At 44.2% G+C, this 15,739-nt stretch carries 12 protein-coding genes; 7 read left to right on the top strand and 5 right to left on the bottom strand.

The annotated features are described in order from the left end of the window. Positions 1 to 80: 80 nt before the first annotated feature. A complete protein-coding gene (locus H0R92_RS11640; protein ID WP_432964945.1) occupies positions 81 to 593 on the bottom strand; it encodes a ferritin in 513 nt (170 codons plus the stop codon). Positions 594 to 704: 111 nt separating this feature from the next. On the opposite strand from H0R92_RS11640, the gene H0R92_RS11635 reads away from it, so the two are divergent. Continuing rightward, positions 705 to 2,969 carry a peptidase U32 family protein gene (locus H0R92_RS11635; RefSeq protein ID WP_432964943.1) on the top strand — a complete coding sequence of 755 codons (2,265 nt, stop codon included), beginning with the start codon at positions 705 to 707 and terminating at the stop codon, positions 2,967 to 2,969. A gap of 115 nt (positions 2,970 to 3,084) precedes the next feature. On the opposite strand, the gene H0R92_RS11630 is transcribed toward H0R92_RS11635, so the two are convergent. Together H0R92_RS11630 and H0R92_RS11625 are read right to left on the bottom strand one after the other, a co-directional pair. Next, positions 3,085 to 3,477 carry a single-stranded DNA-binding protein gene (locus H0R92_RS11630; protein WP_432964941.1) on the bottom strand — a complete coding sequence of 131 codons (393 nt, stop codon included), beginning with the start codon at positions 3,475 to 3,477 and terminating at the stop codon, positions 3,085 to 3,087. A 119-nt stretch (positions 3,478 to 3,596) separates the two neighbouring features. Then, complete coding sequence (locus H0R92_RS11625) at positions 3,597 to 5,546, bottom strand: hypothetical protein (RefSeq protein WP_432964939.1); 1,950 nt, start codon at positions 5,544 to 5,546, stop codon at positions 3,597 to 3,599. Positions 5,547 to 5,664: 118 nt separating this feature from the next. On the opposite strand from H0R92_RS11625, the gene H0R92_RS11620 reads away from it, so the two are divergent. After that, positions 5,665 to 6,792 carry a pyridoxal phosphate-dependent aminotransferase gene (locus tag H0R92_RS11620; RefSeq protein WP_432964936.1) on the top strand — a complete coding sequence of 376 codons (1,128 nt, stop codon included), beginning with the start codon at positions 5,665 to 5,667 and terminating at the stop codon, positions 6,790 to 6,792. A gap of 62 nt (positions 6,793 to 6,854) precedes the next feature. After that, on the top strand, positions 6,855 to 7,535 hold the full coding sequence (locus H0R92_RS11615; RefSeq protein WP_432964933.1) for a metallophosphoesterase: 681 nt from the start codon (positions 6,855 to 6,857) through the stop codon (positions 7,533 to 7,535). A 39-nt stretch (positions 7,536 to 7,574) separates the two neighbouring features. Here H0R92_RS11615 and H0R92_RS11610 read toward each other — a convergent pair whose 3' ends face one another. After that, positions 7,575 to 8,726, bottom strand: coding sequence for a formylglycine-generating enzyme family protein (locus tag H0R92_RS11610; RefSeq protein WP_432964930.1), 1,152 nt, complete (start codon positions 8,724 to 8,726; stop codon positions 7,575 to 7,577). 2 nt (positions 8,727 to 8,728) lie between these two features. Next, positions 8,729 to 9,715, bottom strand: coding sequence for a magnesium transporter CorA family protein (locus H0R92_RS11605; RefSeq protein ID WP_432964927.1), 987 nt, complete (start codon positions 9,713 to 9,715; stop codon positions 8,729 to 8,731). A 434-nt stretch (positions 9,716 to 10,149) separates the two neighbouring features. Here H0R92_RS11605 and H0R92_RS11600 point away from each other — a divergent pair, with 434 nt between their 5' ends. From H0R92_RS11600 to H0R92_RS11585, 4 genes are read left to right on the top strand one after another with little or no spacing between them, the layout of a single operon-like run. Continuing rightward, positions 10,150 to 10,845, top strand: coding sequence for a LolA family protein (locus H0R92_RS11600; RefSeq protein ID WP_432964924.1), 696 nt, complete (start codon positions 10,150 to 10,152; stop codon positions 10,843 to 10,845). Positions 10,846 to 10,859: 14 nt separating this feature from the next. After that, a complete protein-coding gene (locus H0R92_RS11595; protein ID WP_432964921.1) occupies positions 10,860 to 11,960 on the top strand; it encodes a helix-turn-helix domain-containing protein in 1,101 nt (366 codons plus the stop codon). Further along, on the top strand, positions 11,953 to 13,422 hold the full coding sequence (locus tag H0R92_RS11590; protein ID WP_432964918.1) for a MiaB/RimO family radical SAM methylthiotransferase: 1,470 nt from the start codon (positions 11,953 to 11,955) through the stop codon (positions 13,420 to 13,422). The genes H0R92_RS11595 and H0R92_RS11590 overlap by 8 nt, the downstream gene beginning before the upstream one ends. Continuing rightward, positions 13,419 to 15,689, top strand: a complete 2,271-nt coding sequence (locus tag H0R92_RS11585; protein ID WP_432964915.1) for an ATP-dependent helicase — start codon at positions 13,419 to 13,421, stop codon at positions 15,687 to 15,689. The genes H0R92_RS11590 and H0R92_RS11585 overlap by 4 nt, the downstream gene beginning before the upstream one ends. Positions 15,690 to 15,739: the final 50 nt, after the last annotated feature.

The following is a 15,739-nucleotide window of genomic DNA, read 5'->3' as shown; positions in this document are numbered from 1 at the left end:
GAGCTGCCTTCGGAAAATTTGTGAAGGCAGCTCTTTTTTATACTGCTGCGTTTTGCATTCGGATATAACCCTTACAAAACCTACAGAACCAAAGACGGCGGGGCGTATGTGCGCGCTTTTAATTCGCTGTCGAGCATGTACAGCGCTTTTGCGTCCGAACCGAATAAGTCGTACTTTTTAATCATATCCTCGGTGTTTTTTTCTTCTTCGCCCTGTTCTTTTACAAACCAATCCAAAAACTGCATAGTGCGGTAATCCTTTACCTCAATCGCCGCTGCGTAAATCGTATGAATCAAGCTTGTAACATACTGCTCGTGGTGCAAACTTACAACCAAGGCATCCTTAAATTCCTTGTAAGAATGATTCGGTTTGTCGATAGCTTCCAAAATGATTTTTTCACCGTTGTTTTGCAAATACTGAAGAATTAAATCGGCGTGATCCTGTTCTTCCTTTGCTTGAATTTTATACCAGTTACCGAAACCTTCCAAGCCTTCATCATAAAAATAATTGGAAATATCCAAGTATACATAAGCCGAAAACAATTCCTTGTTGATTTGTTCGTTCAACAATCGACTTACTTTTTTGTCCAGCATAATAAGCCTCCTAATAAGGGTGTGTTTTACAAGATAACGGATTTCAGCTGAATAAGCAAGTAAAAATGTAAGATTGTCACATTACGGTTTTTGGTGTATACTCAACTTATTATGGCGGAATTATTAGCTCCTGCGGGCAACATAGAAGCTTTGGACGCGGCAATAGGCGAGGGTGCCGATGCCGTCTATATGGGACTTAAAAGTTTTAATGCCCGTTTACGCTCCTCGAATTTTGCGTGGAATCAATTTGAAGCGGCGGTTGAAGCCGTACACCGGCAAAAGAAAAAAATATATGTAACGGTCAATACGGTTATCGAAGAAAGCGAAACCGAACGCTTATACCGTTTTTTATCCTATTTGAATAAGGTCGGCCCCGATGCCCTGATTGTTCAGGATTTCGGTATCGTGCGCATGGTACAGGAGTTTTTCCCGAAACTTGAACTGCACGCTTCAACTCAAATGAATATTGCAAGTGCGGCGGCGGTAAACCTTTTAAGCAAAGAAGGCATAAAACGTGTCGTTTTGGCGCGGGAATTAAACCTTGAAGAAATATCTTCAATAAAACGCAGCACCTCTTCCGAATTGGAAGTGTTTGTACACGGCGCCCTTTGTGTGAGCGAATCGGGCTTGTGTCTTTTTTCAAGTTTTTTGGGCGGAAAATCGGCAAACCGCGGTATGTGTACACAAGCGTGCCGCCGTTATTACGAAGCCGAACTTCCCGGAGGCGCAAAAGAAAAAGGCTATTATTTTTCGCCGCACGACTTGCAGCTTATAGACCGCCTTCCCGCCCTGATAAAAGCGGGTGTCGATTCATTCAAAATAGAAGGACGCATGAAAAGCGCCGAATACGTCGGAAGCGTAACGGCAGCCTACCGCTATGTTTTAGACAATTGGGAAAAAGATGAAAAAGGCGCCGTTGAAACCGGAAAACGTATGCTTGCAACCGACTTCGCCCGCGCAAAAACCCGCTATTGGTTTGACGGAAGCGATGCTTCAAAATTCTTAAACCCGAATCAGGCGGGCGGTACGGGTATTTATTTGGGAGTAATAGACAGTGTGCGCTCGGAAAAAGCGCCGACCCCTAAAGCTTTAGACGAACCGGATAAAAAAAATGTCGGCAAGCGTCCGGCCGCCTCCGATAAAAAAACAGAGGACGTGCAAAAATTCGCCCTTTTAAAAGGCGGTTCTTACGAGCCGGAAGCCGGAGATTCAATCCGCATCCACAAAAAAGACGATTCGGGACGTATCAGTTACAAGGTACAGGAAGTAAAGGTTTTTGAAAACACCCGTGCACAAGCCGAAACATGGATAAGCGTACCGCCCGAAGCCGGCCGCGGCGATCCGGTATATCTTTTGCAAACAAAGTCCATGTCCAAGCGGTATAAGCGCGTGCTTCCGGCCGATTTATCGCCCTACCGTTTACAGCCCGCAGATGAAAGACTGCCCATACTCGACTTAACGCCTTTAAAAAAAGACAGCTTATCCTTTTTTCCTGAAGGAGTGTATATACAGGTGAGTACGCTTTCGGATATGCACGCATGTTTGGCGGAGCACCCGGTACGCTTTATTTTGGAATTGAACAGCGATACGCGGCGTTCGCTTATCGAAAAAAAAGAAGCGCTTCCCTGTTCGAAAAAACAGGTTTTTATTTCGCTTGACCCCTTTTGTACGCCGGAAACGCAGGCGGTTTTGGAAAAGGATATAGCGTCACTGCGCGCAGACGGTTTTTATCAGTGGATTGTAAACAATCCGGCCCATATCAATATGCTTAAATCGGAAAAGGATATACTGATAGGCGGCCCTTATTTATACACCTTTAACCGCTGGGCGGTTTCCTGGCTCGAAAATCAAAACATAGATGCTTTTATTATGAGCCATGAAAGCAGCCGAAGCACCCTCGAAAGCATTTTTGAAGGCCCTCAGCGCTCCCGCCTGATGATATGCCTCTTTGCATATCCTGCCCTCTTTCGTATGCGCTTTAAACTGCCCGAATCCTATGATTTTGCCGCATTTAACGACAAAGAAGGCATGTCCTTCCGCGCCCTTTCTACACCGGACGGTTCCTTTGTCATGCCCGCCGACCCCTTTTCGATTGTGGACCGCGTGCATGTTTTAAAAAAGAGCGGCTTTTCGCGCTTTTTAATCGATATGTCCAAAACAAGCGTGCGCCGTGCGGACATTAAGGCTATTGTGCGCGCGATGCATAGGGGAGAATCTTTACCCGATACCTCACGTTTTAATTGGAAAGACGGCTTTTATTCCGCCGTACCCGCACAAAGCAAAAAATCGTTTATTTTATCCGAAAAGGATAACAAAACATTTTTTTCCCGCGGGGAAAAAAACGGTCACAAAAATACAAAAAAAAAGCATAAGTAAAAAAAACGTGTTGCGGGTACTTGCTGATATACATAAAATACGGGGGTTTTCAAAAGCATTGCACTTTTTCAATACCCCCGCTTGTAAAACCGGAAAAAGAATCTAAAACTTTTAGTTAAAAAGCCGGAACTTTTTCAAGTTCGGCCGCTTTTTCTTCCGATTTTTCCGATTGTACTTTTTTGAAAAGCGGCTTAAATTCTATGTGTTCGGCAACAATCGTAATCTTGCTGCGGTTTTTTTCTTCACTGTCTACCCAACGACTTTGCTTTAACCTTCCTACAACACGGACACCCCTGCCTTTAACGCCGTTTTTTATGCTGAGTTCGGCCAGTTTCCCCCATGCATCGATGTCGAAAAAAGAAATTTCTTTTTCATAGGAATCATCCTGTTTGTACGTTCGCATACACATAACGGAAAAAGTACATACCTGCGTTCCCTTTGCCGTTTCGCGTAAAACGGGTTCTTGGACAACATTGCCTTCCAAGATAATCGAATTGAGTGAATTCATACGTTAACCTCCGTAATTTTTTCCGGCTACATAATATGATAGGGGTAAAAAAATAAAAAAACAGAGATTTTATAAAAAAATCTCTGTTTTTTTTGTAAAGCCGAAAAAACGGTTGCAAGTTATCCGTTTTTTACAAGTCTGATAATGTATAAAACCACATAGATTTGCAGCGGCTCTTTGTTTTTTATTTTTTGTAAAGAAGATGTTTTAATCAATATTTCCGCCAAATTTTGTATGCGGTCAACCGTAAAATTGGAAGCTTTTAAAGTTCTGATTGTACGCCGCATATAATCGCGTATAAGAGAATTGACGTCTTCCGTCAGATTTGCGCGCAGCTCTTTATCCAATAAGGGATTCCACTGATTGATGTATGATGTCATTTCTCTGTCTAAAGAAGAACCGGGCGGAACCAATACTTTTTCCGCTTGTTCGGCAGCCGTACGGAATTCTTTTTTCCGCGCGCTCCGTGTCGCACTTTCGGGTAAGCTGTCGTCCTGTAATTCAACATGGGCGGTTTCGACGGGAATATCCGTTTTCTTTTTTTTCCGTTTCCGCGGCCGCAGTATAAATGCGGCTATCCATGATATGGGAGGAAGAGTGTACCACCACGGCAATAAAATTTTTGCATCGGTAATAATTTCGGAGCGGGAAAGCATAAGCAATTCGCTGTAAGGAAGCAATTTTCCGTCGGCAAATAAATTAAGAGCATTTTTTGTCGTTTCTTTGGAAATTAACGTTTCATAATAAATAAGCGATAAAAAATTCGAATGCAGCAGGGCATATAAAATCGGCGCCCGCGACAACAATTCTTGTTCAAGCCGCCGTTCAAAAGCTTTTTTATCCGTCATTGCGGGAACGCTGTCAAAATGCTTGTATAAGGTAAACCATTCTTTCGTTAAATTGTTTTTTATGGTTTCGCGCGCATCGCTGCATAACCGTATAATAAGGGGAATTACTTTTGATTTTGTAATATAGTAATATTCTCCCGTATGCAATTTAAAAGTAAGCAGTTCCGGCAGATTGTTATCCGAAAACGCCGTTGTTTTTGCATGCAGGAATTCATTTAAATCTTTTTCAGTGTATTGCCCCAAAAGCCGCCGTCCCTTGGAATCCGAAAAATTTTGAATGGTTTCTTTATTAAAATAAAAAGGCGGTTTATCCAAAAGCTGTTCCAACACACGGAGTGCGGCGTCTTTTTGCTGTGCTTGTTGAGATTTATTTTTATAGTAATTGATTGCAATTTCGGTTAAATAAATACTTTGCAGCAGGGCAATGTCTTCTTGCGTATAATCTTTTACCTTTTCGTAATCCTGACGGATAAAAAAACACAATTGTCCCCAAAAGTAAAAAACTTCACCGGAATTTCGTATCGATTCCATTGCTTCCATCGGCCGCTGGATAAATTGCGTAAAAAAAGATTTGATGGAGATGTCCTTACCCGGATTTGTTACACGCAGTTTTTTTAAAAAATAATCATGGTATTCTTCTTTGCGAAGCATTTGGCGTATTTTTGCCATTGCAATGTCGAATAAGATGTTTACCGAAGTTTCGGACGGAAATATTATAATCGGCATATCGCGCGGTAATATAAGACCGTAAAGTTTTGGAACTGCGGAAACGTTTTTAGAACCGCTTTCTCTTTTTTCTTCGGGCTGCATTTCATCGAACAAACGGGTTAAAAGCCCCGACGCTTGTTGGCGGTCTATAATTTCCAAAGGGGTTTGTGAAGGCAAGTCGGTTATAAGCGGGTAGGGTATTGCAGGATTATTAAGTATTTCACGATAACGATTTGCATATTTTTCAACATAAAAAGAAATAACGATAATCCCTTTTTTGGGCGTATCTGCGTTTACGATTATAATTGAACGTTCCGTTTCAAGTTTGCTTAAATACTTTTGTAACGAAGTTTCCGGATTTTTTAAAAAAATAACGAGTTCGGGAACTTCATGCAAATGCTTTTGTGCATAATACTGTATATATGCACAAAATTCCGCAAACGAAATCAGAGCATGATTTTGACGCTGAGCAAAAAGCTTCAGCAAGGTTAACATGTTTACTTTATTTGCCATCTGTCTTAATTATACAATAATATAAAAACTTTGCAATCGTCTACAGGCGTATTATTGAATTTTTACCCCCTTGACGTTTTAGAAAGCATTGCATACTATAGCACAAAACGGAGGAAGTGTGTTTTCAAAAAAACTTCAAAATCTGCATCCCTATGTTCCCGGCGAACAATTACCCGCTTGCAATTATATAAAACTCAATGCCAATGAAAATCCTTATCCTCCGGCGCCCGCAGTTTCGGAAATTTTATCGGCCTTTATAAAAGATAAAGCCGCTTCAATGTCTTTGTATCCGGATCCGGAGTCGGCCGATTTATGTAAAGCGCTTGCTCGTATGCTTAATGAATCGGGAGGCATATTGAACGCTTCGGCTAAACTTCCTTTTAATGTCACCGAAGATATGATTTTTTGCGGGAACGGTTCCGATGAAGTGCTTTCGTTTATTTTTTATTCTTTTTTCGATGCCGACGCTCCCCTTATTTTGCCCCGATATACGTACAGCTTTTATCCGGTTTACGGAGAATATTACGGCATTCCTTTAAAAAGAATTCCTTTAAAACCGGACTGGTCGGTTGATGTTCCCACCGTAATTTCCGCATTAAAAGAACCCTGTTCCGGCTTTATATGCGCGAATCCCAATGCTCCTACCGGTATTGCATTGACAAATGAGGACATAGAAGCCGTTTTAAAAAACGCAAGGGGCCGTGCCGTCGTTATAGATGAAGCGTACGCCGATTTCGGAAACACAACCGCTCTATCCCTTTTAGACCGTTATGACAATTTAATAATCGTGCGTACCTTTTCAAAAGCGTTTTGTTTTGCCGGAATGCGTTTGGGCTTTTGCATTGCCCGGCCGGAAGCTGTGAGTGCGCTTAAAAAAGCGAAAAACAGCTTTAATCATTTTCCCGTTGACGTTCTTACGCAATGTGCGGGTTCCGCCGTATGCAAAAATTGGTCTTATTATGCCGATAAAGCGTCCCGAATTGCAGCCGATCGGGATATTTTCAAAAATGAATTGGAAAAGGCGGGCTGGACGGTATTGCCTTCACAAACGAATTTTGTTATGGTAAAAAAGGGAAAACCGGAAGCTCCCGCAGAATTTTCGGGGGCCTTTGTGTACAAACAGCTTAAAGAGCGGGGCTTTTTAGTACGCTATTTTGAAGGACCCGATACCGGCGATTTTGTGCGTATTACGGTAGGAACCGGCGAACAAATGCGTTTGCTGGCGGATATAATGTTAAAAATGTAAAGCGGATCGATGTACGTGCAATAAGCATATACATCGGTTGTTCCGCCGCAGCGGAGGAAGGTATGCGTTTTCTTGTTTTATCGGATATTCACGGCGATGAACAAAGTCTTGATCGGCTCGACGAGGAATTCGGTCTTGCGGATGCCGTGTTGTTTGCAGGCGATTTTGCCCGTTTTAAAGCCCCCGATACGGCTTTACCGGTGCTTAATACGCTGGTAAAAAAACACGACAGCTTGTTTTGCGTTTTGGGAAACTGCGACGAAAAAGAGTTTTTAACCGAATTGGAAAATCTCGACGTATCGGTACAGGGTGATTTGGTGTTTCGTGACGGACTTGCGTTTGCCGGAAGCGGCGGCGGCTTGCGTTTCACCGGCGTTACACCCTTTGAAAGAACCGAAGAAGAATTGATAAGCGATTTGAATATAGTACACGAAAAAGACGACTGCGATAATTTGATTTTATTGATTCATCATCCGCCCTACAATACAAAACTCGATACCGTAAACGGGGGTTCTCATGTCGGCTCCAAATCGGTACGTACCTTTGTGGAAACACATAAGCCCCTTGCCCTTATAAGCGGCCATATCCACGAATCTTTTGCCGTCGATACACTCGGCTGCACCGTCCTTATGAATCCGGGTTCTTTAACCGAAGGGCGTTACGGTATTTTGGAAGTCGAGCGTAATTACAAAGACAAGTGGACGGTTACAAAGGCCGAGTTAAAATGCCTGCCGCAGGAGTAAATCGGCTTGCGATTTCAGCTGTTACACGCTTTTTAATTTTCAACGGGCAGTAGCGGCAAAACGGAAGCCCATATAGTTGTAGGCTTCTCCGGGGTTGTATGCGTAGCGGTCGGCGCTGTATAAAAAGGCGGCATAGGGACTCCAGCTCCCGCCGCGGCACACCCTGTCGGAACCGTAACGCGGCCCGTACAGTTCTTGTGCGGCGGTTTTTTCGGTATTGTGTATTTTTTTGTCCGCTGCGGGCAGATTTGTAAGGTTTTTTCCTTCATCGGAAGAGTCGCCCCTGTCGGCTTTATCGTAGCCGGCAAACCAGTCCCAGCAAAATTCCAGCACATTGCCGCTCATATCGTAGATACCGGAAGCATTGGCTTTGCCGCTTTCGGGCATACTCATAGGGCCGAGAATGCTTCCCGCCGTTGCTATATTAGCCGTTCCCGGATACAAAAAATAGGGTAAAATCAAGACTTCGGTTTGTCCGGCTTCTTTTGTACTGTTTTCGTTATCGGCACTTTCCAAAAAAAGCTTCCGTGCTTTTTGAGCGGCTTTTTCGGTATTTTCGGCGTTCCACGCCGCTCCGGAGAGGCTGTTGCCTGCGGTAAAGCTTTTTTTACCTTCTTTGCCGCGTATTTTGCGTGCCGCATATTCCCATTCGGCTTCACTCGGAAGCCGGAACCCGTCCGCATTCCAATCGCATTCGGCCAAATCGACTGCGGCCGCATGCGAAGAATCGCGCAGCACTTCTCCCTTGTATGTGTAGCAGGGCGTGCGGTTTTCCAATTCACTGAATGCATTACACCATACAATTGCATCGCGCCAGCTGATGTTTGTAACCGGCTGGTATATACCTTGTTCCGTCGGTTCGCGGCCGCGCCGTCCGGCAGAACCTTCTTGTCCCGGGTTTTGAAATACATAACCTAAATGTTTTTCCGAACGCACGCGCACTTCATACCACAAAATATAGGCCGTTTCGTACTTGTTTAAATAAAACGGTTTTACGCTGCGTTCCGCCGTTACGGTCTGGTTGTGTTCGCCGATAATAAAACAATCCTCTTTTTCGGTGAGGCGAACCAAGGCAATCATACTGTTTTTTATATCGGAAGGTATCGTTTCTTGGGCGGACACGACGCCCGTATGCAAGATAAAAACGGAAAATACCAAAAAGGCATAATATCGTTTTTTTGTAAAATTCACCGCTATCCTCTTTTGTTTTCTTTACGGCGTTTTTTAGGCCGAATTGACGGATCCGGACGGTCCGAAAATGTCAATTTTGCGATAAATCCGGTAACCAAACAAAGTAAACTTATAACGATTACGCCCGTCCAGCCCGACTTCATAAAGGGCAGGGGAACGTTCATTCCGAAAAAGCTGACGATAAAGGTCGGTACCATTAAAATCAGGGAAATAACCGTTAAACGCTTCATAACGATGTTTAGGTTATTCGAAATAACCGATGCAAAGGCATCCATCATGCCCGAAAGAATATTACTGTAAGTATCCGCCATTTCGATAGCTTGGCGGTTGTCTATGGCAACGTCTTCAAGCCAATCTTTATCTTCTTCATCCAAATTGATAATGCGCGTTTTGCTTATTTTTTCAAATAAAATCTGATTGCTTTTAAGCGATGTCGTAAAAAATACCAAAGACTTTTCAAGGTTTAAAAGCAAAATCAATTCGTTATTTCTGATAGAACGTTCAAGTTGACTTTGAATGGTTGCAGAGCGCCTGTTTATTTCTTTAAGATAGCGCAAAAAAGTGGTATCCGAACGGCTTAAAATACGCACAATAAAGGCGGGAAAATCCGAAAGCGTTAAATCCCGTATACGGTTTTCGGCAATATCCTTTAAAACCTCGCAATCCGTCCAGCAAATGGTGATAACCGTTCCCGGATACAAAATAATACCCAGCGGAACCGTAAAATAGCTGATATCGTTGTCGGGAATAAAGACGGGAAGCCGCAAAATAATAAGCGTGTAATCGTCTTCGCGTTCTATGCGCGAAAGTTCGTCTTGATCGAGAATATCGAGGATGTGTTCTTGTTCAATATTATAATCTTCTTCGAGAATGCGGATGTCTTCGCGCGTTACCGAACGGGCATCCACCCATTTATTTAAATCGGGGTTTAACTCCGATTCGGAACGTTGAACGAGTTTGTCTTTTTCCTGCTGCCAAAATGTTATCATGGGCCTGTCCTCCTGTGTGCATAGAAAAATATAAACAACTACTGCCGGGGTCGGAATCCATACGGCGCCTCCTATGTACACATGATAACAGGTCCACAAACCTGTACCGATTGTAACGCTCAGTGAAAAAAAAATCAACACACAAGGCGATTTTTTTTCCGGCTTGTGTCGGAAAAGGGGATGTAAGTCGGGATTCTTAAGGAATTGCACGTAAAGTGAAAACGACATGATAACGGGGACCGAGTGCAAGCCATTTTGAGCGTTTTTCTCAGGTGATTTTGCCCTAAAAGCTCAACCATGGCAAAGCACTCGTGTTCTCGTCAGTATGATATTTTCAGCGTTTTTGCAGTTTTTATTCATACTGAATCCTGCAGACGATACTTGACTTATAAGAAAATCTTTTTTATTATAGTCTATTGAGGTAAGTGCATATAATGAAGAAAATTGCTGGCAGTATTTTTTATTTATTGCTGATCGGTATCGGCATAAGCGCTCAATCACAGATATTGACGGTCAGTGCTTTTTTTAAAACCGTATCGGAAAAATATGCCCAAATACAGGATTTTGAAGCGGATATGGCCGTTGCGGCAGGAAAAACACAGATGCAGTCACACGTATCTTTTAAACGGCCGAATTTGCTTCGGATAGATTTTTCAAACCCGGAAACGCAGGTAATCGTGTTTAACGGCGAACAGTTGACTATTTATCTTCCCGGACCGCGTTCGATATTAAGCCAATCCGTTGAAAGCGGCGGCCGTTCACAGGCGGCAAATCTTGCAACGCCGGAAGGCCTTGCGCTCATGCGGCGCTACTATTCGATTGCCTACGAAACCGGACAAGAACCGGTCGCCCTTGATGCAGATACCGCCGGTACCTCCGCCGAAGAAAAAGTCATCAAATTAATTTTATCGCGTAAAAGTCTTTCGGAAGGATTTCAAACAATAAAGCTTGCAATTAATCCGACTACCTTGCTTATTCGGCGGGTAGAAGCGGTTTCCGCATTAAGCCGGGAAGTTTTTAGATATGATTTTTCAAATTATGTGTTAAATCAAAACATTCCCGATACTCGCTTTTTATACGATGCACCCTCTTCTGCAAATACGTATAATAATTTTTTACTTGCGGAATAGCGGGGGAGTTTGTCATGGAAAGTTTCGGTGCAATTTTACGTAAAACCCGGGAAGAAAAAAATCTGAGTCTTGAAACGATTTCGCGCGATACGATTATATCAAAGCAATACCTTGAAGCTTTGGAAAACGAAAATACGGATATTTTTCCCGGCGACACCTATGTAACGGGTTTTTTACGTAATTACAGCGAATATTTAGGCTTGGACAGTGTATATCTTATTAAATTATTTCAGGGAAAAATGCTGCAAGAAGCGCCCGTTCCCGAAAATCTTATTATAAAAAAGAGAGTAAATAAAAAGCTCATTGCAGCCATTGTCGGCGGTGCCGTCGGTTTGTGTGCGGCGCTTATTTTCAGCGTGTATTTTACCGTCATAAAACCCCGCAATTCAAAATTAACTTCAGTCGATTTGAAAAAAAACAAGGGACAGTCTTATACCGTTTCTTCCGTTCCGCTTCAAAGGCGTTTGTACAAGGGAGATGCGATAGAAGTTCCCTTTCCCGATAATAAGGTAACCTTACATGTTTCACAAACGCTTAATACCCTTGCATTGACAACTCCCATAGGAGTTCAATATGTCGAATTGGGCGAAGAACTTGAAATGGATGTTGACGGCACAGGAGATGCCGACATTGTCGTCTTTTTATCCGATATTTCCAAAGAAAAAGAAGAATTGGGTGCGGAAGTACGTATGTTCGTTAAATCGGGAAGCGCCGCTGCAATTACGTCCGAAACCGTAACGGCCGGGACAGTTGCGCTGGAGTCCGGTGAAGCTTTAAAAGAAGGAACCAAGCACACGGTTATTTTGCAGGATAATCGTGCGTATCCGTTTACGATAAATGCAAGTTTTCGGGGCGTATGTTTGTACCGTTATAAAAGCGATAAACATGAAAGCGTTGAAAACCTTTTAACTTCCGGCGATACTCTTAAAATGTCGGCCCAAAGCGCTTTGCGGTTATGGATTTCAAATGCGAATACCGTAAAAATGCAATTGATTGCCGAAGGCAAATCTTACGATTTGGAAATGGGACGCCCCGGTCAGGTTTTAGTACAGGATGTGCGCTGGATAAAAGAAGCGGACGGTGTCTATAAGCTGACGGTAGCGGAAGTTGACTGAGTACAAACATAAATCGCCGCGTTATTTTTTTCTCGATCAGCACGGTTGTGCAAAAAATCAAGTTGACGGCGAATTGATAATCGCATACTTGGAAAAACGCGGTTATACATACAGTGAAAATCCCGAATACGCCCATTTGATTATCGTAAACTCATGCGGTTTTATAGAAAGTGCAAAAAAAGAATCGCTGGATGCTCTCTTTGCCGCCCGTAAAGCTCATCCCGATGCAAAAATTGTTCTTGCAGGCTGCCTTTCCGAGCGTTATGCGGACGTTTTTGCAAAAGATTTACCCGAAGCGGATGCGGTATTCGGAAACGGTGATTTAAACGCACTGGACGAAGTGCTTAAAAAGCTTGACAGAGGAGAACGTCCCCTTGTCAAACCTCCCCAAAGCGGAGTATGTACGGGCGAGCGGCACAAGCTTTTGGGCTTTCCTTCTTCAGCCTATATTAAGATAACGGAAGGATGCAATAACCGCTGTTCGTTTTGCGCCATTCCCCTTATACGCGGGCCTCTTCGAAGCCGCAGTGCCGATGATATTGTAGATGAAATACGCAGTTTGCAAAAGCGCGGCATCTTCGAGTTTAATTTAATCGGCCAGGATTTGGCGGCTTACGGCTGCGACGGCGCCGAAGAGGGAAACTCGGAACATCCCCTGTATTTTCAACGCCCCAGTCCCTTAAGCCTGTTATTGCAAAAAATAAGCGCTTTGGAAGGGAATTTTTGGCTTAGACTTTTATACATTCACCCCGATCACTTCCCCGCCGATATCTTGCCGCTTATACAAAAAGATACGCGCATAGTTCCGTATTTCGACCTTCCCTTTCAATCCGGAGACAACCGCATTATCCGTGCAATGAACCGCCGCGGAAGTGCCGAACGTTATATACAGCTTATACGAAACATAAAAGGCTCTTTGAGCAATGCCGTACTCAGAACCACTTTTTTATGCGGTTTTCCCGGCGAAACCGATGAAGAAGCCGAACGCACACTTCGGTTTTTGGAAACCGTAGAACCTCTTTGGTCGGGCTGTTTTGCATACAGTGCCGAAGAAGACACACCGGCAGCTTTGCTTAAACAAAGGGTAGGCGCACAAACGGTAGGCAAACGTATACAAAAACTGCAAAAAGCACAGGAAAAAATAACCGAACGTCTTTTACATCGCTATGTCGGGCAGGTCCGCGATGTTTTGGTCGAAGAATGTATTTTGCCCGATACCGCTCCTCCCGTCCGCGCCGATACGGCCGGCGATACGGCTGCCGATAACTTTTTCGCGGCGGACGAAGAAACGGCCTTTGCCCTTGGGCGATGCGATTTTCAAGCACCCGAAGTTGACGGCAGCTGCGTTATCCGCTTTGATCCGGATGCAAAACATGCCGCCGCCGTTTTTCCCGGAGCAGTGGTTAAAGTGCGCATAACGGGAGTGCGCGGTGTCGATATGGTCGGAGTATTAAGCGTATGAGCGGATGCGAATATTTGAATGTTTTGAACCCCGAACAATACGAAGCGGTAGTACACGAAGGGTCTCCTCTTTTGATTTTAGCCGGAGCCGGTTCGGGTAAAACGCGGGTTATTACTACAAAAATCGCCTATCTTATCGGTGAAAAAGGTTTGGACCCGCAGTCGATATTGGCCGTTACGTTTACAAAAAAAGCCGCCAATGAAATGGCAGAACGCGCCCGGTTGTTGGAAGAAAAAGCCGCATTTACTCAAATACGCACCTTTCACTCGTTCGGCGCGCGTTTTTTACGTACCTTTTCTTCTCAAGCGGGAATCGGACCCAACTTTACCGTGTACGACGATACCGATACGGTTACCTTACTTTCAAAGGCGGTGCCTTCGTTGTCGCGTCAACAAGCTTCTCATGCCGCACATAAAATCTCTCTTGCAAAAGATTACTGCCTTTTCCCCGATTCTCCGGATTTGGTACAAGTAGAAAGCGACCCGGATTTTCCGGATATCTATGCGGCATACCAACAGCGTTTGCGGGAAACGGGAAATGTCGATTTCGGCGACCTTATTATGCTGCCCGTCTGCGTGCTTCGTGCCGACGAAACCGTGCGCGCTCATATGCACGAACGATTTAAAGTGATTATGGTTGACGAATATCAGGATTCGAATACCGCCCAGTTTTTGCTTTTGCAGCAGCTTTCTTCAAGTGCAACCTATGTGTGCGTTGTCGGCGACGACGACCAGTCCATTTATAAATTCCGGGGCGCCGAAGTTAAAAATATTTTAACCTTTCAAGAGCATTTTCCGGGAACTAAAATCATACGCTTGGAACGCAATTACCGATCTGTTTCTCCCATTTTACATGCGGCGGATACGGTGGTACAAAACAATACCGAGCGTTTGGGAAAAACGCTGCGTGCCGAGCGGGGAAGCGGAAAGCGCCCCGTCCTTGCTTTTTTGCCGACACAGGATGCCGAAACCGCCTATTGCGCGGATCTTATTCAAAAAGCCCGTACAATGGGCTGTCCTTATGCGGATTGGGCGATTTTATACCGTACAAACGCTCAATCGTTGGGCTTTGAAACCGAATTTTTACACCGAAAAATTCCTTATACCGTTGTCGGCTCTTTAAAGTTTTACGAACGTGAAGAAATTAAAGATATACTTGCTTTTTTAGCCCTCGTCGTGAATCCGAAAGATGAAATAGCCTTTCGGCGTATAGTCAATAAACCCGCCCGTTCCGTGGGAGCGGTTTCTCAAGATAAAATCGTTGATTTTGTGCGTTCGGTAAATGCGCGCGGTCAAGACAATCAAATCGACTTTATACAAGGCTGTCGCATGAGCGCTTCTTTTTTGTCTAAAAAAACCGCAGATGCGGTGCACGGTTTTGTATCCGTTATGGAATCGCTGTGTTCCTTTTTGGGAGAAGATGACGGGTCGCCTAAAGATTCGGCACATGGGACAACTGCCGAAAACCGTTCCGATGCCGACAAAACGGATCAAAAACTTTCGGTTTTTGTCGAAAAAATAATACTGTCTTCGGGATTGAATGAGTATTACAGTGCTCAGGATGAAATTGCCGGTACTCAAAAAACGGCAAATATGCAGGAACTGGCAAACAGTGCCGTTTTTTATCCGAAAACGCTGAACGGTCTTTTGGATTTTCTCGATCATATCGAACTTGACCGTACCCTTGAAGCGGCCGAAGAAAAAAACGGGGAGCCGCAGGATGCGGTAACTTTAATAACACTGCACAATACCAAGGGCTTGGAATTTCCGCGTGTTATTATTACGGGCCTTGAAAAAGGTATTTTCCCCCGCGTCGATAAGGACAGTGAAGAAATAGAAGAAGAACGGCGATTGTTTTATGTAGGAATTACTCGTGCAAAAGATGAATTATATATGACATCCTGCGCGATGAGAAGACTGTACGGCCGTACCGAATATACCGAACCGAGTCCCTTTTTATATGAATTGGGAAATAAAACCGCCGATATAGAGGGAAGAGCCCCCTACGGATTTTCACCGTCTTCCCGCGCAGTGTCGTTCGGAGAAGGCGGTAGCGGAAAAAGCGCAAAAGCGCAAAGTGCCCTTGAGCGGCGCTGGGCGAAGGGGGTACGCGTATATCACGACGATTGGGGCTACGGCGTTATTGTCGGTACAAAGGCGGGCGCACATGACAGCGATTACGTTATTACCGTGCAGTTTGAAAATGCTGCGGTAAAGCGCTTTTTACCGAAATATCAAGCCCACAGTTTGATGATAACCGAAGACTGATATGTACCTTACGGCTGCCGTACAAGGATTGTACGGCAGCTATGCAATCG

This window comes from Treponema sp. OMZ 840, from assembly GCF_050937815.1.
Lineage (GTDB): Bacteria > Spirochaetota > Spirochaetia > Treponematales > Treponemataceae > Treponema_C.
Note: the sequence above shows the minus strand (reverse complement) of the source record. Positions and strands in the feature narration are given on the sequence as shown.